Origin of the sequence: Actinomyces lilanjuaniae, assembly GCF_003606385.1 — a bacterium.
GTDB classification, from domain to species: domain Bacteria; phylum Actinomycetota; class Actinomycetes; order Actinomycetales; family Actinomycetaceae; genus Actinomyces; species Actinomyces lilanjuaniae.
In genome coordinates this window covers 2,319,313-2,337,569 of record NZ_CP032514.1, presented here as the reverse complement: position 1 = coordinate 2,337,569, position 18,257 = coordinate 2,319,313, and the positions used below count along the sequence as shown (strand labels likewise).

14 protein-coding genes are annotated in these 18,257 nt (G+C 69.8%); 8 read left to right on the top strand and 6 right to left on the bottom strand.

Annotated elements, in window-relative coordinates; genetic code table 11:
- The first annotated feature begins 45 nt into the window (after positions 1-45).
- Together D5R93_RS10010 and D5R93_RS10005 are read left to right on the top strand one after the other, a co-directional pair.
- Positions 46-327 carry a hypothetical protein gene (locus D5R93_RS10010; RefSeq protein ID WP_120205024.1) on the top strand — a complete coding sequence of 94 codons (282 nt, stop codon included), beginning with the start codon at positions 46-48 and terminating at the stop codon, positions 325-327.
- Positions 328-413: 86 nt separating this feature from the next.
- Complete coding sequence (locus tag D5R93_RS10005; protein WP_120205021.1) at positions 414-3,341, top strand: YfhO family protein; 2,928 nt, start codon at positions 414-416, stop codon at positions 3,339-3,341.
- Here D5R93_RS10005 and D5R93_RS10000 read toward each other — a convergent pair.
- The 3 genes from D5R93_RS10000 to D5R93_RS09990 all read right to left on the bottom strand — a co-directional run bounded on the left by D5R93_RS10000 (position 3,237) and on the right by D5R93_RS09990 (position 6,613).
- On the bottom strand, positions 3,237-4,184 hold the full coding sequence (locus D5R93_RS10000) for a lysylphosphatidylglycerol synthase domain-containing protein (RefSeq protein WP_119836604.1): 948 nt from the start codon (positions 4,182-4,184) through the stop codon (positions 3,237-3,239). The two genes, D5R93_RS10005 and D5R93_RS10000, sit on opposite strands and share 105 nt — an antisense overlap.
- Complete coding sequence (locus D5R93_RS09995; RefSeq protein WP_205570040.1) at positions 4,181-5,317, bottom strand: glycosyltransferase family 4 protein; 1,137 nt, start codon at positions 5,315-5,317, stop codon at positions 4,181-4,183. The genes D5R93_RS10000 and D5R93_RS09995 overlap by 4 nt, the downstream gene beginning before the upstream one ends.
- A gap of 93 nt (positions 5,318-5,410) precedes the next feature.
- The gene (locus tag D5R93_RS09990; protein ID WP_120205017.1) at positions 5,411-6,613 is read right to left on the bottom strand and encodes a glycosyltransferase family 2 protein; all 1,203 of its coding nucleotides are present in this window, start codon (positions 6,611-6,613) and stop codon (positions 5,411-5,413) included.
- 365 nt (positions 6,614-6,978) lie between these two features.
- On the opposite strand from D5R93_RS09990, the gene D5R93_RS09985 reads away from it, so the two are divergent.
- From D5R93_RS09985 to D5R93_RS09970, 4 genes are read left to right on the top strand one after another with little or no spacing between them, the layout of a single operon-like run.
- Complete coding sequence (locus D5R93_RS09985) at positions 6,979-7,809, top strand: ABC transporter permease (RefSeq protein WP_119836601.1); 831 nt, start codon at positions 6,979-6,981, stop codon at positions 7,807-7,809.
- A gap of 1 nt (position 7,810) precedes the next feature.
- Positions 7,811-9,085 carry an ABC transporter ATP-binding protein gene (locus D5R93_RS09980; RefSeq protein WP_119836600.1) on the top strand — a complete coding sequence of 425 codons (1,275 nt, stop codon included), beginning with the start codon at positions 7,811-7,813 and terminating at the stop codon, positions 9,083-9,085.
- Positions 9,075-10,499 (top strand): glycosyltransferase, encoded by a 1,425-nt coding sequence (locus D5R93_RS09975; RefSeq protein ID WP_119836599.1) that lies wholly within the window; start codon positions 9,075-9,077, stop codon positions 10,497-10,499. Before D5R93_RS09980 ends, D5R93_RS09975 begins: the two co-directional genes overlap by 11 nt.
- The gene (locus tag D5R93_RS09970; protein WP_119836687.1) at positions 10,496-11,449 is read left to right on the top strand and encodes a glycosyltransferase family 2 protein; all 954 of its coding nucleotides are present in this window, start codon (positions 10,496-10,498) and stop codon (positions 11,447-11,449) included. The genes D5R93_RS09975 and D5R93_RS09970 overlap by 4 nt, the downstream gene beginning before the upstream one ends.
- Before the next feature lie 52 nt (positions 11,450-11,501).
- Here D5R93_RS09970 and D5R93_RS09965 read toward each other — a convergent pair whose 3' ends face one another.
- The 3 genes from D5R93_RS09965 to D5R93_RS09955 all read right to left on the bottom strand — a co-directional run bounded on the left by D5R93_RS09965 (position 11,502) and on the right by D5R93_RS09955 (position 16,182).
- Complete coding sequence (locus D5R93_RS09965; RefSeq protein WP_120205014.1) at positions 11,502-12,329, bottom strand: hypothetical protein; 828 nt, start codon at positions 12,327-12,329, stop codon at positions 11,502-11,504.
- A gap of 3 nt (positions 12,330-12,332) precedes the next feature.
- Positions 12,333-13,058, bottom strand: coding sequence for a DNA-methyltransferase (locus D5R93_RS09960; RefSeq protein ID WP_205570039.1), 726 nt, complete (start codon positions 13,056-13,058; stop codon positions 12,333-12,335).
- A 436-nt stretch (positions 13,059-13,494) separates the two neighbouring features.
- Positions 13,495-16,182, bottom strand: a complete 2,688-nt coding sequence (locus D5R93_RS09955) for a glycosyltransferase (protein WP_162933916.1) — start codon at positions 16,180-16,182, stop codon at positions 13,495-13,497.
- Positions 16,183-16,302: 120 nt separating this feature from the next.
- On the opposite strand from D5R93_RS09955, the gene D5R93_RS09950 reads away from it, so the two are divergent.
- Positions 16,303-16,719, top strand: coding sequence for a hypothetical protein (locus D5R93_RS09950; protein WP_120205009.1), 417 nt, complete (start codon positions 16,303-16,305; stop codon positions 16,717-16,719).
- Between the two features lie 4 nt (positions 16,720-16,723).
- Positions 16,724-18,136: a glycosyltransferase family 2 protein gene (locus D5R93_RS09945; RefSeq protein WP_120205007.1), complete on the top strand. Its 1,413-nt coding sequence runs from the start codon at positions 16,724-16,726 to the stop codon at positions 18,134-18,136.
- The last annotated feature ends 121 nt before the right edge of the window (positions 18,137-18,257 follow it).

Genomic DNA, 18,257 nt, shown 5'->3' with positions numbered 1-18,257 from the left:
GTCGTCGTCGGTGACTGGGACGGTGACGGCAGGGACACCCTGGCGGTGCGCCGAGGCAACACCTACTACATCAAGAACTCCATCAGCTCCGGGGCTGCGGACAGGGTCGTCCCCTACGGCCGCTCCAGCGACACCGTGCTGTCGGGTGACTGGGACGGTGACGGCAGGGACACCCTGGCGGTGCGCCGAGGCAACACCTACTACGTCAAGAACACGATCGCCGGAGGACAGGCTGATATAACTCAGGCCTACGGCCGGGCGAGCGACAAGGTCCTGGTCGGTGACTGGGACGGTGACCGTGATGACACACTAGGAGTCGTTCGCTGAGAGCCCCCCGGATGCGGCATGATGGCCGTGCATCGTGCCGGGTGCACGGTGCCTGGCACCTCTGAGCTCCCAGGAGACCCTTCTCGATGCTTCCTGTGCTTCCCGCACGCCTGGTGCACCGGGCACGCTCCCTTCCGTCCCGGCTGCGGACCTGGCCCCACCGTCTGGGTGCTGACGCGGTGGACACCGCCCTGGCCAGGCTGGGCTGGCTGGGGGTGCTGGTCTTCCTGGCGCTGGTCGTCGTCCCTGGGCTCCTGCCCTCGCGCGTCTTCCTCGCGACCGACCTGCTGAGCGTCATGGACCCCTGGGCCGTAGCCGACGGCAACGAGGTCACCAACCGTCTCAGCTGGGACACGATCGACTCTGCCACCCCGATGGCGGTCCTCATTGTGGAGTCGGTCCGCTCCGGGGACGTACCCCTGTGGGACCCCTACACCAACGGCGGGACGACGCTGGCGGCGCTGCCCAACTCGGGGCTGCTGTCCCCGCTGTCCCTGCCCTGGTGGGTCCTGCCGCCGACCGCTGCCACTGCGGGCGTCAAGATCATGGAGGTAGCGGCGGCAGCCCTGGGGATGAACGGCCTCCTGCGGCGGCGCTGGGGCCTGCCTCGGCTCACGGTGCCCCTGGCCACCCTGGTCTACGCCACCAGCGGCTTCATGGTGGCCTGGACCAACTGGCCCCAGACCAGGGTCGCCGCGATGATCCCGCTGCTGTTCTGGGCCACGGACAGGCTTGCCGTGGAACGCAGGTGGCGCGACGTGCTGCCCGGGGCACTCGTCATCGCCTCCATGCTGCTAGGGGGATTCCCCGCCATCGTGGTCTACTCGCTGCTGACGGCGGCGGGCTACCTTCTGGTGCGAGCGCTGGCTCACGGGCTGCGGCCGACCCAGGTGGCGGCCAGCCTGCTGAGGTCCGCCGCAGGCGTCCTCCTGGGCGCCGGCCTGGCAGCTGTCCAGCTGCTGCCCTTCGTGTGGCAGAGCCTCCACTACATCAACTTCGAGTCGCGCACGGCCGAGAACACCCAGCCCCTGCCGCTGCAGAGCCTGGCCTCCGCACTGGTCCCCTCGCTGCTGGGCGACCCCGCTGCCGATACCGGCCGGTGGATCGCCCACCCGGTAGAGGGGTTCTCCTACATCGGTGCTGCCGCCCTGGTCCTGGTCTCACTGGCCCTGCTCGTCACCTCCCGGCGGCGACCTCCCCGGGGCGTGCTGCCCTTCCTTATCGCCGCGCTTGTTGTGCTCCTGGTCGCCGTCTACCTGGGCGGTCCGCTGCTGCGGCTGCTCCAGGAGGTGCCGGGCGTGGGAAGCAGCCCTATCGGACGCATGCGCTCGGTCCTTGGGTTCCTGGTAGCTGTCCTGGCCGCGTGCGGTCTGGCGGCGGTCTACGAGGCCGAGGGCCTGAGGGCACAGCTGGGCAGGCTGTGGGGGGTCGCCCGGCCCGTCCGGTCACGGGTGGTGGCCGGGGGCGCGCTGGTGGTGGCAGCCGGGCTGGTGGGGGTCATGGTGGTCCTGGCCATACGCTACCGGGACCCGCAGGACGCGCAGACCTCGTGGCGGCTCATCGGGACCACGCTGGTGCTCATGGGGGTCTGCACGGCGGCGGCGGGACTGGCCTGGGTGCTGCCCCGGCGCTCGACGGCGGTGCTTGCCGTTGTCGTGGCCCTGGTCCTGACGACCCTCACCTCGGTGGACACGGCCCGGCGCTGGTGGCCGCTGAGCGACTCCGACACCTTCTACGCCAGGACCCCGACCCACGAGCTCCTGGAGGACAGGCTCGACGGTAACCGCTACGTGTCGGTGTACACCGCGATGATGCCGGGGACCTCGACCCTCTACCGCCAGCGCGCGCTGAGCGGGCACGCCTTTGTCTCCCCGCAGTGGCGTGAGACCATGTCCCAGGTCGAGGACGGCTTCTTCCAGACTTCCACCTACTCCATGCTGCCCGTGGGCTCGTTGCTCGACGGCGCTGACAGCGGGGTCCTTGACCGCTACGCAGCCAGATACGTCGTGGCCCCGATGTCGGAGTACTTCCCTGGTCAGCGGGAGGAGGGAGCGGCTGCGACGGAGGCGACCACGCTGCGCGCCGACGGGATGGTCCTGGCCTCAGGGTCCTTCGCCGGAGCCGTGCGTGGGATCGTCGTCACCGCCTCCTCCTACGAGTCGCTGGAGACGGACGACGGGCTGCTGACGGTCAGGATCCTCAGCGACGACGACGGCAGCGTGCTGGCCACCTCCACCTCGGACATTGACGGGGCACCGGGTCTTGACGGGTACGTCGCCGTAGCCGGGGAGGACATTCCTGACAACCAGTCCTGGCACGCAGAGGTGGCACTGACCCAGACCGAGGGCAGCCTGGACCTGGGGACACGGGCTGACGGTACCCTGGCGCTGGACCCCTACCGCCCTCTCGACGACGACCTGCGCCTCGTCCACGCCGGGGACGCTATCGTCCTGGAGCGGCTGAGCGCCCTGGACCGGGTGCGCTGGGCCTCGACCCAGACGGTTGTCGAGGACGAGCAGGAGCGGCTGGCAGTCCTGGAGGAGGGGGAGCTGGCCGAGGACACCGTCGTGCTGGAGGACGCCTCTGACGTCCAGGCCATGACGGAGGGGACCTCGGCCACCGTCACGGAGAAGGACCTCGGCACCGACACCGTGGAGCTGGCCGTGGACTCCGACGGCCCGGGGTGGGTCGTCATCGCCGACCCCTTGCGCGACGGAGGATGGCAGGCGACCCTGGACGGCAGGCAGGTCGAGCTGGTGGAGGCGGACAACGCCGCCGTGGCGGTCTACGTCCCTCAGGCGGGCAACCACACGATTCGCCTGGACTACACCGCCCCGTGGCTGGTCGCGGGGCTGCTGGTCACCGGGTTCTCCTGGGCGGTGGTGCTTGTGGCGTGCCTGCCGGGCCTCCTACGGCGAGCCCGCGCCGTGGCCTCGGTGGTTCCGGTGCGTGCGCGCCGCAAGCAGGCCGAGGCCTCCCAGGGCCAGGTCGGCGACGGTCAGCACCACGCGTGACAGCAGCACGACTACCACGGTGCCGCCGCTGGACAGGGATCCGGCCAGCACCAGGGCAAGCACCGCCTCACGTACCCCGGCCCCGGCGGGGACAAGGACCACGAGGAATCCCACGCTCCAGGCCAGGGCGTACCCCCCAACGCACAGCACGAGCGTGGAGGTGCTGGCCTCCATCCCGGTGCCCACGGCCAGGAGGAACACCTGCAGCCCGGCGGCCGTCCAAGCCAGGAGGCTCCAGGCGGCGCAGGCCAGCACCCCGGTCCAGCTAACCGCCCCCTCCAGCGGGGGCCGCCCAGCCAGGCGCAGCGCGGTGCCCAGCAGGCGGTTGAGGAGGGGCGGCGCCAGCAGGAGCAGCAGGGCCGGGAGCATGGCGAGGCTCCAGGAGTAGGTGGCAGCGACCTGCCGCGGGGCGAAGGGCATGGTCCCCACCGCCAGAGCCAGCCCCGTCACGGTTGACATGGCGACGCTGACAGCCATGACCGAGACGGACCTGCGTCGGGGCACCTGGTGGTCCGCCCCTAGCTCGGCAGCAGCCAGGATGTTCCACACTCCTCCGGGCAGGTACTTGCCCAGCTGGGAGACGAAGAACACGCGGAAGGCCGGCCCGCGGGGTAAGGAGGTCCCCATGTCGGACAGCAGCGACCGCCACGCCAGCCAGGTCAGGACCACGTAGGCCAGGGCGGCGGCCAGCGCACCGCCCAGGAGCCACGGGCTCATGCCTGACATGGCGGCGCGCACCTGCGCCCACTGGGAGGCGACGGCGTAGAGGGCCAGGGACAGGGCGCTCAGGAGGAAGACCGTGCGCAGCCACGGGGAGCGCAGGAGCTGTAGCACCGCCCTCACGAGGCCTCCCGCCGACGGGTGCCACCGGGGACGGGAAGCATGTGCGCCAGGGGCCGGACGACTCGTACAGGGGTAAAGGTCTGGGCGGCAGCGGCGGCCCGGCACCTGGCCTGCTCCAGGGCCTGGGGGCTGCTGGCCAGCGTCTCCAGGGCCTGGGCGAGGGCCTCAGCACTGCCGGGAGGAACGAGCACGGCCGCCTGCCCCAGCGCCCGTCGCTGGGGAGGAGTGTCCGAGGTGACGACCGCGCACCCGGCAGCTATCCCCTGGTACACCTTGTTGGGGACGACGTCGAGAGCCTTGCTCGTGGTCCCCATAATTCCCAGGCACACGTCGTGGCGCGCGACGAGGTCGGGCAGGCGGGCAGGCTCCACCCAGTCGTGCCACTCCACCGTGTCCACCCCGCGTAGGACGCGCTCGCACTCGCAGCGGTCCTGTCCTGTTCCGATGAGCGTGGCGCGTACGTTGTCTGCGCGGTCGGCCAGGATCCGCAGCGCGCGTGCGATCGTGGGCGTGCCCTGAAGCGGGGTGAACATCCCGTAGAAGACGACGGACAGCGCACGGGCCGGTGCGGCGGCCGGGGGGCTGCCGGGACCGGCCGCGTGGTCTCGGTCCCGTTCCCGGGCGAGCTGGTTCTCCAGCTCTCGCTGACCGGAGTCGTGCCACTGTCTGGGGGCACCCACGGGGACGACGACGGCGCGGGCGCGCGCACCTGGCTCCAGGCGGGCCGCGTGCTCGCGAGTGTCCACCACCACGACGTCGGCCGTCCTGGTGGCCAGGGTGTCCAGGACCTTAAGCAACCGTACCCTGGTGCCGGCCTCGCCCCGGTCCCGGGCCGTACCCGAGGCGAAGACCAGGTGGTCCAGGACGATGGTGGTACGTGGGAACAGCGCCCTGGCCAGCAGGACGTCGAAGTGTCCCATGTAGCCCACGAGCAGCACGTCGGGAGCATGAGCACCCCGGAAGCGGCGGCTGCCCAGTGCCAGGGCCGACCAGCGGGCGGCCAGCCTCCCGGCAAGGACGGGAAGCCGCCAGGGCTGTTGGAGGATAGCGACCCGCTGCGCCGTTGCCAGGCCGAGGGGCCGGTCCAGCTCGCGCACCGTGAGCCCGTTGCCCCGCAGGCCCTCCAGGAGCACGGCGACCCGGGGGTGCGCCCTGGCGTCGTAGGTGCCGAACCCCAGGACCCGGGTCCTGGGGAGGCTGTCCTGGTGGGGGCCGTGGCGGTGCCCTCAGGCTGTGCGGCAGGCCGCGCAGGCTGTGCGCACCCGGGCGCGCCTGTGGCGGCAGGCATCAGCGTCCCACCGGGAGCTGGGCGCCGCTCGTGGCGGGGCCGCACCGCCTGTGCTGCCTGGGCTACTCGTACCGCCTGTGCTGGCTGCACCGCTGCTGCTCGCGCTGGCAGAGGTCTGCCCTGTGCGGCCCGGGGTGGTGGCAGCGGTCGTGGCAGCAGCAGTGGCGCCGGTGGTGGCATGGCCGGAATCCGCGGTGTCAGGCCGCCCGTACTCCAGGTTCTTCAGGCGTTCCAGCGCCTCCTCGACCAGGATGCGGTTGGTGCGTTGCAGGTCGGCGATGACCAGGAGCGCGACGCTGAGCAGGGAGGCGACGAGCATGGTGACGCCGAAGATGAGGGACTGGACGTGCCCTCCCGCCTGCCCCACGAGCCACAGCACGAGGAAGCGGATGAAGGGGACGAGCCCCAGGACCCCCAGCACGGCTGCCAGCCATCCTAGGACCGCGTGCGGCTTGAACATGAGGTAGGAGCGCGCGATGGCTGAGCCCGACTTGGCCATGTGCTGGAAGATGTTAGTGAACAGGCGTGACTCGCGCGTCTTGGGGTTGGTGGTGATAGGCACGCTGGCGATGCGCAGGCGCTTGTTGCCTGCCTGGATGATGGTCTCCATGCAGTAGGAGAACTGCGTGACCACGTTGAGCCTGATGAGGGCGCTCTTGGAGTAGGCGCGGAACCCCGAGGCGGCGTCGGGCAGGGTGGTGCCGGCGGCGTAGTTGACGACCTGGGAGCCCACGCGCTGCATACGCTTCTTGAACCAGGAGAAGTGGGCGATCCGGGCGGTCTGGCGGTCGGCGATGGCGATGTCGGCCTGGCCGCTGACCACGGGCGCCACCAGGTCGCCGATGTACTCCTGCTTGTACTGGTTGTCGCCGTCGGTGTTGACAACGACGTCGGCTCCATGAGCGAGGGCGTAGTCGACACCGTCCCTGAAGGAGCGGGCCAGTCCCATGTTGCGGGTGTGGCGGACCAGGTGGTGCACGCCGTGGGCGCGGGCTACCTCCACGGTGCCGTCGGTGGAGCCGTCGTCGATGACGAGGACCTCGACCTGGTCGACGCCGTCGATCTGCCTCGGTATGGTGTCGAGCACCATGCCGAGGGTGTTCTCCTCGTTGAGGCAGGGGATCTGGACAAAGAGCTTCATGGTGTCCTGTGTTCGGTAGACGGGGCGGACGCCGGGGCGCGAGGGCCGTGGTACAGCAGGCCCGGGGAGCATATGGGCACGGGCGTCTGCCCTCTGAGCCGGGCGTCGGCTCTGGCAGCCGCGTTCCGGGCAGCGCTCCCCGGTCGTCGCTGCCACAGTGTAGGGCAGCCGGGCAGGTTGGCGCTGCTGCCCCCGGCCAGGGGTACGGACCGGGCGCAGGTGGGATGTGCCCCACCTCCTGTACGGGTGCGCCTGCGGGTCTGCCTATGATGGTGGGGGCGCACCAGCCGGGCCGCTGTCCTGTCAGCCCTCCTGCCACGGTGCCTGGACCGTGCCCACTGCGTAGCCTGAGCAAAGGACGTGCCTTGCCGATTATCAGTGACCTGCGGGAGTCGCGAGAGCTCCTGTACAACCTCACGATGCGTGAGGTAAAAGGGAAGTACAAGAGGACCGCCCTGGGGCAGCTGTGGTCGCTGGCCAACCCGCTGGCGCTGATGGTGGTGTACTCCCTCGTCTTCAGCATCGTCATCCGCGTCCAGCCCGCGCCGGGTGACCCCTCAGGCCTGGACTACTTCGCCCTGTGGCTCATGTGCGGGCTGCTGCCGTGGTCCTTCTTCTCCAACGTGGTCAACGGCGGCATGGCGGCACTGGTCGGCAACGAGAACCTCATCAAGAAGGTCTACTTCCCCCGCTCGGCACTGCTGGTCTCCAACTCCCTGGCGTGGCTCTACTCGTGGTCGATCGAGATGGTGGTCCTGGTGGTGGCTGTCATCCTGCTGGGCGGTGCCCCCTACCTCTACGTCCTGCCCGCCATGGTGCTCATGGTCCTGCTCACGCTGTTCTCGACGGGGGTGGCGATGATGCTGTCCGTGGCCAACGTGCACTTCCGCGACACGCAGTACCTCATGGGTATCGTCTTCCAGATCTGGTTCTACGCCAACCCGATCATCTACCCGGCCACGATGGTCCAGGAGGTCTCCGGCGGCGTCGGGTCCTTCCTGGGGATGACAGTGTTTGACGTCTACCGGCTCAATCCCTTCTACCACTTCATCCTGGCCTTCAGGAACCTGCTGTACGACAACCGGCTTCCCGCGCTGTCCACCAGCCTGGTCGTGCTGGCCCTGTCCCTGGGGGTGTTCCTTGTCGGGTGGTGGGTGTTCGACCGCCACCAGTCCCGTCTGGCGGAGGTGCTCTGAGATGTCTGCGACGGTCGGCTCTGCCGCGGTCAGCGTGGAGGCAGTGTCCAAGAGGTTCCGGGTCTACCGGGAGCGCAACAACACGCTGAAGTCCGCGCTCATGCGACGCGGTTCCTCCTCCTACCAGGACTTCCAGGCGCTGGAGGAGGTGAGCCTGGAGATTCCCCAGGGGTCCACCTTTGCCCTGGTAGGTGACAACGGGTCGGGCAAGTCCACCCTGCTCAAGTGCATCGCCAGGATCCTGGTTCCCGACTCCGGGACCATCCGCCGCCGAGGCCGGATGGCGGCGATGCTGGAGGTCGGCTCCGGGTTCCACCCCGAGCTCTCCGGCCGGGAGAACATCTACCTCAACGGCTCGATCCTGGGCATGTCCCGCAGCGAGATCGATGCCAAGCTGGACCAGATCGTGGACTTCTCCGGGGTTGAGGCCTTTATCGACCAACCGGTGAAGAACTACTCCTCAGGTATGTACGTGCGCCTGGGCTTCTCGGTGGCCATCCACACGGAGCCGGAGATCCTCCTGGTGGACGAGATCCTCGCCGTGGGCGACACCTCCTTCCAGGAGAAGTGCGCTCAGAAGTTCGCCGACCTGCGCGATGAGGGCCGTACCGTCGTCGTGGTCTCCCACTCCCTGCCCCAGCTGCGCTCCATGGCGGACCAGGCGGCCTACCTCGACCACGGTCGCCTCAAGGCTGTGGGCCCGGCCCGGGTCGTCCTGGAGCAGTACGCGGACGCGGAGCGCACCAATATCCGTACTGACGACAACGGCCGGGTCCGCTGGGGCACAGGTGAGGTCGTCGTGGAGCGTGTGGAGGTCATCGGCCCTCAAGGCCCGGTGGGCGAGGAGGGCCTGGTATCGGGGGACCAGGTCGTGCTGCGCCTGCACTACCACGCCACCAGGCGGGTCGAGCGCCCCAGCCTGGGGCTCACGATGGACAGCGCACAGGGCAGCTACCTGTGGGCCAGCTTCTCCCGCGACCAGGGCTTCAGCCCTGACTACCTGGAGGGGCGGGGCAGCGTTGACCTCGTCATCCCCCACCTGCCGCTCCAGGAGGGCCTCTACGCGGTTCACGGCGGTGTGCTCGGGGCGGGACCGGAGGAGGTGTTCGACTTCGTCCGGGAGATCGCCTGGCTGCAGGTGGGCACCAGCGACCCCCGGGACTCCGGTGGGCCGGTATCCATGGCGGGCCGGTGGAGGATGAGCGGGCAGACGCGTACGGCGGTCGAGGTGGTCTCGGCTCTGGGCACGGGGACAGGAGGTAAGGATGGGCTGTGAGGAGACGCCGGGAGCCGACAGGTCCGGCGAGCGGTCCCAGAAGTCCTCTCAGCGGATCTCCCAGCGGATCGTGGTGGCGACCCTGGACACTCTCGGGGAGAAGATGGCCGGCCCGGCGATCCGGGCCTGGGAGATCTCCTCCCACCTGGCTGCTCAGGGCCACCGGGTGCGTCTGCTGACCTTTGCCGCCTGCCAGCGCCAGGGCGCGGGTTTCCAGGCCGCGCGCACCGACGTCGACGGCTTCAGGCGTGAGGTCGAGGGTGCTGACGTCGTGGTGATCCAGGGCTACATCGCGGCGACCTTCCCCTGGCTCCACGAGGTCCCCCAGAAGATCGTCATCGACCTGTACGACCCCTTCCACCTGGAGTCCCTGGAGGCGGAGAGGTACCAGCCGCTGGACCAGCGTGACGCCGCCCTGTCCCGGGCGCTGCTTGAGCTGGACGCCCAGGTTCTGCGGGGGGACTTCTTCATCTGCGCCTCCGAGAAGCAGCGCGACCTGTGGCTGGGGCACCTGGCAGGCTCAGGGCGAGTCAATCCGCTCACTTACGACGCCGATCCCTCGCTGCGCAGCCTCATTGACGTCGTCGCCTTCGGCACCTCCGACGACGAGGCGGTCCAGACCCGCCACCCCGTCAAGGGGACCGTGCCCGGGATCGGGGCTGAGGACCCGGTTGTCATCTGGGGCGGAGGCGTCTACAACTGGTTCGACCCGCTGTCCGTGGTCAGAGCCATCGACGTGGTGCGACGCCAGGTACCGGACGTGAGGCTCTTCTTCCTGGGTATGCGCCACCCTAACCCGGACGTCCCGGAGATGGACATGGCCGTGCGTACCCGTCAGGAGGCGGACAGGCTCGGACTGACGGGGACCACGGTGTTCTTCCACGAGGACTGGGTGGCCTACGAGGACCGGGTCAACTACCTCATGGACGCTGATGTCGGGGTGTCCACCCACTTTGACCACATTGAGACCGCCTTCTCCTTCAGGACCAGGATCCTGGACTACCTGTGGGCAGGCCTGCCAATCGTGTGCTCGGCAGGGGACTCCTTCGCCACCCTGGTGGAGCGCGACGGCCTGGGGGCGAGTGTCCCCGTGGGTGACACGGACGCCCTGGCCAGCAGCATCATCACTCTCCTGAGCGACGACACCGCAGCGCGCTCGGCACGGGAGGCGGTCAGGGGGACGGCGCGGGAGCTCACGTGGCAGCGTACGCTGCAACCTCTCATCAGGTACTGCGCCCAGCCCTACAGGGCGGCCGACCACGAGCGTGTCGCCGCCTACCGGCCTGCGGGGCAGGTGTCCCTGCTGACGGCCCTGCGCCGGGACCTGCGTGCCGTCTCCCGCACCCTGAGGACCTCGGGAGCGCGCGGGGTGGCAGCTAAGGTGCAGTGGCGCCTGTCAAGGCTGAGGCGATGACCGGGGGGCGTTCAACCGGCGAGACTGCGGCCAACCAGGTGGCCGCCGTGGTCGTCACCTACCACCCGGCACCCTCCTGCGCCGACCTGGTTACGGCCCTGTCCGCCCAGTGCCAGTGGGTCGTCGTCGTGGACAACGGCTCCTCTCCCGAGGAGCTCCAGCCGCTGCGGGAGGCGTGCGCGCGCACCGGTGCGCACCTGGCGGAGATGGGCGGCAACCTCGGGATCGCTGCCGCCCAGAACCTTGGCATCAAGCGGGCCCGTGAGCTGGGGGCACACTGGGTCCTGCTGTCGGACCACGACTCCGTTCCCTCACCCGGGATGGTCGACCAGCTGTTGGCGGCCTTCAGAGCCGACCAGCGGGACGACCCCGGTAGTGACAGCTGCGGGGTCGCAGCAGCCGGACCTCTGGTAGGGGAGGACCGCCAGGGTCGCGACCAGCTCGTCTACGTGGCGCGCCGCTGGGGGCCGCGCCGGGCCACGCCCGAGGAGCTGGCGCAGCCCTATCTGACGGTCGCCTTCCTCATCGCCTCCGGGTGCCTGGTGTCGATGGAGGCGCTGGACCGCGTCGGCCCCATGAGGGAGGACCTCTTCATCGACCACGTCGACCTGGAGTGGGGCCTGAGGGCGCGGCGCGCGGGCTACCGGCTGGTGGTAGCGACCGGTACGCCGATGACGCACCGCCTGGGTGACGAGGTGGTCCGGCTGCCCGGGCGTCGTCAGCCGGTGCACGTCCACGCCCCTGTGCGCAGCTACTACCTGGTGCGCAACACGGTGCGCCTGCTGCGCTCGGGCCTGCTCCCGGTGGCGTGGAGGGTCGGCTACACCGTCTGGCTCGCCAAGTACACGGCCTTTAACGCGGCCCTGGCTGACCGTCGTCGGCAGCGGGCCTCGGCGCTGGCCCACGGGCTGGTGGACGGGCTGCGGGGACGGGGCGGGCCGCGCCCCTAGGCCTGGCGTGCGGCGCTGAGTCCGGGTGCCAGGGCAGACCTAGGCAGACGTCCTAGGCAGGTGCTGCGCCGATCAGTTGTGGGAAGGGGGAGACGGTCAGCATCTGCGTGAGGTTTGACAGGGTGAAGACCCGCCCGTCGGTGTCCCGGATAACTGGCCCCAGGGTGTCGTTGACGCGCGCCCACCCCAGTCCGGCAAGCACACCCAGCAGGGGGACTCCGCCGAGACGGACGGACTCAGCGCGTAGACGCTCAAAGCGGTGCGCCTTGTCGCGTGCGGTGCCGCCGTCGCGGGCCAGCGCTGCTGCGGTGGCCCAGCCGTCGCGGGTGTCGAACTTGTCCTGCTTGGTCCGCAGGCCGTCGGGCGGGTCCCCGAACAGCGTGCCGTCCATAGCCTTGACAATCGTCAGGGCCAGCGTCATGGCAGTGTCCTCCGACGGCCTGGTACCGTGACGCTCCATCCCCTCAATGACACCGGGCGAGACTCTCCTGGGTGACGACGAGGAGCTGACGAGCGTTGTCGCGCTTGCCAGTTCCTTGGTGAGCAGTCCCAGAACTGTGCGGAAGGTCAGCAGCGAGCGGGGCTGGTCAAGGAGTGCGCGCGTCACCGTCTCCTGACTCATGTCAGTAAAGCCCTGCGTGGCTTCTAGGGTCGCGCGGTAGCTGGCTTGGAAGGTGGACAGCTCGTAGAAGTCCATGGAGTGGACGTAGGCGAAGTCCGGTGCGAGATGAGGAACGTAGACCTGGTTGGCTACCTCGGCGTAGATCCTGGTGTGCTCGGCTGTGCCGTGCCGCTGGGCGACCAGACGCATCTGCGCCACACGTTCGTCCCATGAACCGGTGCTGATGATCGCGTTGACGGTCTCCTCGACGGTTGCCATGCTCTAGCCTGCCTGTACCGGGTCGAGGAGCGTCGCATCAGCGGCAATACGCTCGCGGGCGGCCAGCGCGTACTGCTCGTGCAGCTCCAGCCCTCCGGCCTGACGCCCCAGGCGCCGGGCGACGACTGCCGTCGTGCCGCTGCCGGCGAAGGGGTCGATGACGACGCCGTTGCCAGGCGTCATGACCTTGACGAAGAACTCGGCCAGGCCCTCGGGCATGGGGGCCGTGTGAGTGACGCCCCTGTGCTGGTTGTAGGTCTGACTCACCGGGATGACGTTACCGGGATCGGCTCCGCCGTGGGCATAGGTCGTCACTCGGTTGCGGCCGAACCCTGCCTCGGTGGAGCGACGACCACGGGTGTCCTGCATGCGCCGCCTGATCTCCTCAGGTGTCGTCTTGTAGGGCACACGGACCGCGTCGAGGTCGAAGTAGGGCCTGGGACCGCGTGCGAAGTGGAACACGTGCTCGAAGGCGTCCTTTGTGCGGGGGCCGAACCTGCCAGGGATCGCGTTGGGCTTGGACCAGATGTATTCCTCGATCCACCGCCAGCCCATGTTCTGGAGGGCCAGGACGAGCTGGAACACGTAGGGGTGACGCTGCCCCTTGAGCGGCCCGTCCTTGGCGACGCGGTTCTTGATGTTGATGACGAGCGAGCCCGTCTCGCTCGTGGCCTTGTACATCGATCGGGCGAAGGGCAGGAACCACTCGACGTAGCGGTCCGGGTGCACACGGCTGTAGGCCGTTGGTCGGCATAGGGCGGGGAGGTGAAGAACAGGTCGACGCTGCCCTCGGGCAGCGCTGGCAGCCACTGCGAGGAGTCACCCCATGTCACGCCCTCCCCAAGGAGGAGGGCGAGCGCACGAGCGGGGTCCTCGGGGACCGGGGGGGCAGGAGCAGGGACAGGATGAAGCGTCACACAACCATCCTGCCGTAACGGTGTGACATCCATCGTGAGGCGCCGCGACCACTTATGTTCCCGGTCCGTTTATGTTCCCGGCCCGTCGGCAGCCGCTCCCGACTACATCGACGACGCCTCCCTGCCTCGACAGGCGGTCAACTGGGTGGGTGCCAGTGCTGTCCGGGGGTGCCCGCAGCAGGTGCTAGCTGCGCAGGTAGCGGGCCAGGCCCGGGCGGTGCGCCTGGCTACGTGTGTGGCAGCGAGTCTCACCACGGTGCCAGCCCCCTCCGTGCGGGCCACGGCCCTGGCCTGCCACAGGAGCCGGCTGGCACGGGCGGCAGCAGCCGGGGTGGGCACGGCTGCGGGGGCTGGTCCTCACCGTAAGGGTCCAGGGCGATGGGGGCTGCGGCGAAAGGCTCGTCATCTGCCACAGGGACCCAGGAGGAGGGCTGCCGACGGCCCTCCAGGCGCAGGCGCAGCGCGGCCTGGACCAGGATCTTCTCGTAGGCGCGGCCCTGGGTCAACGGTGACAGCTCCAGCAGGGCCTCCCGCCGGGCCATCGCCCCCATCCGGGAGCGCAGGGCCTGGGAGCCGACCAGATCCTCTAGGGCCTCCTCCCACTGCTCGGTGGTCGTGGCCAGCATCCCGGTGCGGCCGTGGTCGACCACCTCCTGGAAGGGACCTGTGGCAGCTGCGACGACCGGACGACCCACCAGCGCGGCCTCCAGCCACTTGATGGCTGACTTGGCCTCGTTGAACACTGAGTCCCCAGTCAGGGGCGCCAGGCAGATATCGGTGTCTCGTAGCACCCGTGGCAGCTCCAGCCAGGAGGTGAAGGGGACCGTGGAGACTCGCTCGGCCAGTGGCGACAGGGCCTCTGTCGGGCGGAGGTGGCCGCCCAGGACAAGCCGCACATGTGGGTGGCGCCTCATGACAGCGACCACGGCGGGCTCTACCGCCGCCCAGTCCGCGTCATGCGTCGTTGTTCCGGAGAAGTACCCGATAGAGACAGTGGTCTCGCTGCTCCCACGGCCTGCGTTGTCCCCGCTGCCCGTACCGCTCCTGTCCTGCTCGGCGGTACCGGCAGCCTGCGCGCCTGTGGCCCCGGGTATCCCCCTCGTGGCGCGAGCCGACACGACGCGCGCCGGAGGAGTGCGGGCTCCCCGTGCTGCCATGTCGTCCTCCCGGACCACTCTGTCCGAGGCCCGGGCCAGGAGGGCTCCCACCCCGTTGGCGTAACGGTAGGCGGGGAGGTGGGCCAGGCGGGTCGCCTCCTGGCACAGCACCTCGGTTGAGCCGATAAACCCGTCACATGCCTCCAGGGTGGTGCGGTAGCGCTCGACGCCGTGCCACCACAGCCGCTCCTCCCGGGCGGACAGGCCCTCCAGGCCCTCGAGCTGACCGCGCAGGGAGGGGTCGAAGATGAGGTCGTCGACGTCGTAGAGGACCGGGACCGCTGCCGGACGCTCCTTGACCGCGGCGATGAGGTCCAGCACCTGGGTGGTTGCCGGCACCCGGTACAGCACGATGGCGTCCGCCTGGAGGACCTCCGTGCGAAGGCGCGGGTCGCGGTAGTGGCGCACCTCGACCTCGTGGCCTCGCATCCGCAAGGCCTCGGCGGGAAGATAAGCGCGGTAGCGCAGCGGCGCGCCGTCGATACCGACGACGAAGAGCACCCGTCGCAGCAGCTGTGCCTGCGCCCGCGCGATGTCGCGGTGCTCCTGTGGCGCGCAGACCACGCCGGGGGAGCCGAAGGCGTCGTCGCACAGCTCCTCGTAGGTACTGAGCAGCTCGGCTCCCTGCTGGGTGACGGAGCGGATCGGCGAGGCAGAGCCCTGACCGGTCAGTCTCCGTGCCCGCTGTGGGTCCTGGGCGAGGCGGTGCAGCACCTCTGCCAGCGCCTGGGCGTCCCCAGCAGGGACGACGTGGCCATTGACACCCTCGGTCACAGCCTCCTCCGGTCCGAGGGTGTCGGTGCACACCACGCCCAGGCCGGCGGCCAGCGCCTCGCGAGTGAGGATGGAGTGGGACTCGCGCATGACGGAGGGTAGGACCAGCAGGTCGTGGTCCTCCAGGACCTCCAGGAGGCTGTCGGGGCTGAAGGACGGGCGGGGGCGGAACCAGGAGGGCAGGCCAGGTCGTGCCCTCTCGACCCCGTAGGCGTCCAGGAGCAGCCCGCTGTGCTCGCCGACCAGCCTGGCGCTACGGGTCAGGACGTCGACACCCTTCATCTCCTGGTCCCCGCCCGCGTACATGACCCTCAGCGGTCCCGTACCGACTCGTGGCCGGGGCTCGGGGCCGAGGCGCTCCAGCTGGGCGTCAGGAAGGCCGTTCTCGTTGACTCGTACCCTGTCCGGGTCAACACCGTTGGCAACCAGTACCCGTGCCGCCGAGCGGGAGGGCGCCAGGACGAGGTCCACAGCCTCCAGGGCTCGGCGAAGCCGCTCGCGCCGTCCCCGCAGGCGCGGGTGGGAGTCGCAGTCGCAGGAGCCGCACTCCACGACCAGGGAGCAGGGGTGCATTTGGTGATCGACTAGGAACTGCCGGGAGCAGAACCACCAGAAGTCGTGCATAGTCAGCACGACCCGGGCGCCCGACGCCCTGGCGGCCTCCACGAGCCCGACCCCGAGAGTCTGCAGGGAGTGGACGTGCACCACGTCAGGCCGGACCCCCTCCAGCCACCGGGCGAAGGCCTGAGCCGCGCCGGGGTTGTCGTAGTTGAACGGGTCGTCCCAGCCCGTCCACGGAGTCGTGACCAGCCAGGTCACCGCCACCCCGGCCTCGTCGGTCTCGGTCCAGGTCTCCAGGGGGCGGCGCTGGTCGTCCAGGTAGCCGGCGTAGACGTAGGAGTCGTGGCCCTGCGCGGACGTCAGGCGCGCTATCCTCTGCGGCACGAGCGTGCCCCCGGAGACGAAGTTCGGGGGATAGTGGGCAGAAACCTGGACGATCCGCATGAGGCCGATGCTACCGGTACCTGTACCCGCCTGCTGGTCCACGCTCCTGGGGCACCTCTGAGCGCCTCTCCGGGTGTCTGTGCCGGGCTCCTCCTCTGCCTGTGGCCCTATGCTGGGACCATGAGCGACAGCGACGTGGACGTGCCCGCCCGGCGTCCCCTCGGCCTGCAGGACTCCCCGGGCGCCGTGGAGGAGGCGGACAGCGTGCTGAGCGGTGACGGTGCTGACGGTGTGACAGAGGCCGCCCCTCCCGCCAGGGCGCTGGAGGCGCTGGAGAGGCGGTGCGACGAGCTGCGTGCCCAGGTGGTCTCCCTCCAGGCTGCGGCCGTGGTGCGCGCCGGGATCATTGAGGACCAGGCTGCCCGTATCCAGGAGAACGAGGAGCGCCTGACTCAGGCGCGCGCCCGCCTGGAGGCCCGTCAGCCCGCCGCAGTCAGCGCCGTGCGGGCGATCGCCGCCCCGCGGACGCTGAGGAGGCTGCCCCTGGGCGGCCTGAGAAGGCGCGCTGCGGCGCTTCTACGTCGGTTGAGAGGCTGAGGTCATGGGTGGTGTCACCGTCATTGTCGCCGACGGTGTCTGGGACGCAAGGCGGGAGAAGCCGGAAGGCCCCACCGGGGCGACCGTGGAGAGCTTTCGTCAGGTCGCCTCCGACGGGGACCGCCTGCTCGTGGGGTCGTGGTGGGAGCGTGCGGACCAGGTAGAGACCGACTACGCCCTGCTGCTGCGTGCTGGTGACACGCTTGAGCCGGGCGCGCTGCGCGCTCTGGAGGAGTTCGCCCGGGCGCGCCGGGTCCGCCTGGTGACCGCCGACCGGATCGAGGACGGCCAGATCCGTCGTTGCCAGCGCTGGTCCCCGACCCTGTTCGAGCAGTTCCCCTACACTGGGCGCCTCATGCTGGTGGAGGCCCCGGTGCTGGCCCAGGTGGTGTCCACCGCCCTTCAGGAGCCGCTCAGTGAGTGGGACATGCAGCTGCGTCTGGTTGACGCGGCGGCTGGTGCCGACCACTGCCCGGTCGTGGCGGTCAACCAGGCCACCCCGGTGCGTGCCGGGGGCCTGGCAGACCGGGTCACTAGCGTCCAGGCCCACCTCGCCCGCACAGGCAGGAGCGCCGAGGTGGCCAGCGCGGGTCCGACAGGTATGCCGCAGGTACGTGCCCGCACAACGGAGGCCAGCCTGGTCTCTGTCATCGTCCCGACCGCCTTTTCCCGTCGCGAGCTGGAGGACGGTACCGTACGCACACTCGTGGAGTGCCTGTTGACGGGGGTCCTGGTCACTGTCGGCCCCCAGCGCTGCGAGGTGGTCCTGGTCGTGGATGACCAGGCCGACTCCCGGTCGGTGGAACGCTGCCGGAGCCTGTGGCCGGGGACGCTGCGGGTCGTGACCACCCGGGGACCCTTCAGCTTCTCCGCGGCTGTCAACGCTGGTGCTGCTGCCTCGCGCGGGGATGTCCTCCTTCTGCTCAACGACGACGTCGAGCCGTGCCACGGCGGCTGGCTGGACCAGATGCTGGGGGTCCTGGAACGTCCGGGCACCGCCGTGGTCGGCGCCCGCCTGCTGCTGGGAGACGGCAGGATCCAGCACCTTGGAGTGGTGTGTCCCCCCGGGGAGCTGCCGATGCATCCTCGGGTCTTCGAAGAGGACAGGACCTCCCATCCCATGGCCCAGGCGGACGTGGAGTACCTGGCGGTGACCGGCGCCTGCCTCATGTGCCGCCGCGAGGACTTTGAGGCCGTGGGCGGCATGGACGAGAGGCTACCGCTGAACTTCAACGACATCGACCTGTGCCTGCGCATGGTGGCCCGGGGCGGCAGCGTCGTGTGCGTCAACAGTGTGAGAATGGTCCACCGCGAGTCCTCGACCCGCCGTCCCCAGATCCTCCCGGAGGAGAGGGCGGCTGTGGAGGGCTGGTACCCGCTGACGGCTACGGACCCCCACATCGAGTACTGGGGCTGACCCCGGTGCCTCGGTAGTGCGGGGACGGCCCGGGCGTCCCCGGGACGTCGACCCGACGGCACGGGGCCGCTCTACGACATACTTCTCCTGCGTATCCTGACTCCTCCGGACTGCGACTTCT

Excerpts from the sequence above, each read along its gene's own strand:
- D5R93_RS10005 (WP_120205021.1), top strand. The coding sequence starts at position 414 with ATGCTTCCTGTGCTTCCCGCACGCCTGGTGCACCGGGCACGCTCCCTT.
- D5R93_RS09990 (WP_120205017.1), bottom strand. The coding sequence starts at position 6,613 with ATGAAGCTCTTTGTCCAGATCCCCTGCCTCAACGAGGAGAACACCCTC.
- D5R93_RS09980 (WP_119836600.1), top strand. The coding sequence starts at position 7,811 with ATGTCTGCGACGGTCGGCTCTGCCGCGGTCAGCGTGGAGGCAGTGTCC.
- D5R93_RS09975 (WP_119836599.1), top strand. The coding sequence starts at position 9,075 with ATGGGCTGTGAGGAGACGCCGGGAGCCGACAGGTCCGGCGAGCGGTCC.
- D5R93_RS09970 (WP_119836687.1), top strand. The coding sequence starts at position 10,496 with ATGACCGGGGGGCGTTCAACCGGCGAGACTGCGGCCAACCAGGTGGCC.
- D5R93_RS09965 (WP_120205014.1), bottom strand. The coding sequence starts at position 12,329 with ATGGCAACCGTCGAGGAGACCGTCAACGCGATCATCAGCACCGGTTCA.
- D5R93_RS09955 (WP_162933916.1), bottom strand. The coding sequence starts at position 16,182 with ATGCGGATCGTCCAGGTTTCTGCCCACTATCCCCCGAACTTCGTCTCC.
- D5R93_RS09950 (WP_120205009.1), top strand. The coding sequence starts at position 16,303 with ATGAGCGACAGCGACGTGGACGTGCCCGCCCGGCGTCCCCTCGGCCTG.
- D5R93_RS09945 (WP_120205007.1), top strand. The coding sequence starts at position 16,724 with ATGGGTGGTGTCACCGTCATTGTCGCCGACGGTGTCTGGGACGCAAGG.